Origin of the sequence: Bartonella pachyuromydis (genome assembly GCF_039543065.1) — a bacterium.
Taxonomy (GTDB): Bacteria; Pseudomonadota; Alphaproteobacteria; order Rhizobiales; family Rhizobiaceae; genus Bartonella; species Bartonella pachyuromydis.
Map to the genome: position 1 here is coordinate 1 of NZ_BAABJA010000044.1, position 1,659 is coordinate 1,659.

Here is a 1,659-nt window from a genome sequence, read left to right on the forward strand (position 1 = left end):
AAAAGTCTTCAGCAGTTTTTACACAAGGAATACGAGGCAATTCTTTAGAAAGGTTATCAGCATAACGGGCGCGATAATCTTCTGAATGTAAAATCCCATAAACGTAATAGAATAAATCATCTTTAGTGATGGTTTCATTCGGATAAGCCGCTTTAAAATGGGCTAGTCCTTCATCAGTAATGGCATCACGTCTCTGTAAACCAGCTGTTTTGCTATCTTCTGTAGAAATTAAAAATAAATGGGATTGTTTCTCACTTTTACTTTTTGAAATCGTAGTATCTTCGTAAATATAGCGTGGAAAGCATTGACCTTTATCCATTGCGTCATGATTAGGCAAAATTTTAGACATCAAAATAGAAAAACCTTTCATTGCCCCTATACCTGTAACTTGTATTACTTTGTTTTCAACAATATTCCTCATAGGAAACATACATGGTATTTGATAGAGAGATTCATTGAAAATACGATTATAATAGAGCCATTGCCGTGTAAAAGGACGGTACAAACTTTCAGCAAGGCATGTCTCTTCAAACTCAAAACTCTTTTTTTTCCTTAAATATTGTTTAAGATTAAGACTCCAGCTTATTTTTTTAGCATCAGAATTTACGAAATCGTCTACAATATTGGTATGTGTTTTACGGTCAGTATGTGCATAAACATCATTAAAGCGTTTCACTTCACTATTGTAGAAAACAATCATATTATTCATATTTTTGGATAAAGCTTCATGATTTGAGTTATATGCCCAAGCATCACGATTGGTTTTTAGACCACAAGAAAATGTTTCAAAGAGCTTTTTATCACGACCTTTTTTTACACCCATAGCTAAAAATTCTTTAAAACTATCATCACGCTGATCAAGCCAATCGCTATGTTTATCTGGTGTAATTATTTTCCAACCTTGTTTGCTCCGTGTAATGCCATCAATGCTACCAAGAGACTCTATTATCGTAAGCTTTTCCTGTCTCGTGAGATAATCCCCAATATCCCGAAAATATATTTTCCCACGCTGTTCAGATTCTGGATTTTTTACGAGAATAGAAATCGCTATAGGGGCACGAGAGCCAGAACCAAAAATTTTGCCACCTTCTTTACGAGAAAGTTCTCCAGAGGTTCGTTGATTCCCCCGTAAATGGAAAATATAAAGGCTCGAAAACTCCTCAACGAGGCATTTGCGTAAACCGTCCATAGAATGTCCAATAATAAAACTCGCATTAGTAACAAAACCAATAATACCACGGTCTTTTATACGGTCACTTGCCCAACGAATGGCACGAATATAACTATCATAAAGTGCTTGTACGCAAGTTGCTTTTGATTGAGCAGCATAAGTTTCTCCAATACGGTCATTCAATATGGGATAGGGAGTATTCTTTGCATTATCGTTTTCGTTTTTTTGCCCTACCGAATAAGGGGGATTCCCAAAGATAACTTCGATATTTAGATTTTTCTGATGTTCTAAATATTCGCTGTTTTCTTTCATAGTACCTTCCATCAAATCTTTTTTCTCAAAAAGATGAAACGTATCGGTTAAACCAATATGCTTGAATGGGATATAATCTCCTTTCATAAGACTATGATAGGTTGATTCAATGTTAATGGCTGCTATGTAATAAGCCAGTAAAACAATCTCATTGGCATGGATATCATGACGGAATT

The 1,659-nt window shown here is 35.1% G+C and carries 1 protein-coding gene; it reads right to left on the reverse strand.

The window, feature by feature from the left end:
• Positions 1-1,659 (reverse strand): type ISP restriction/modification enzyme (locus ABD917_RS08640; RefSeq protein WP_345119657.1); only part of this gene is annotated, 1,659 nt, incomplete at both ends.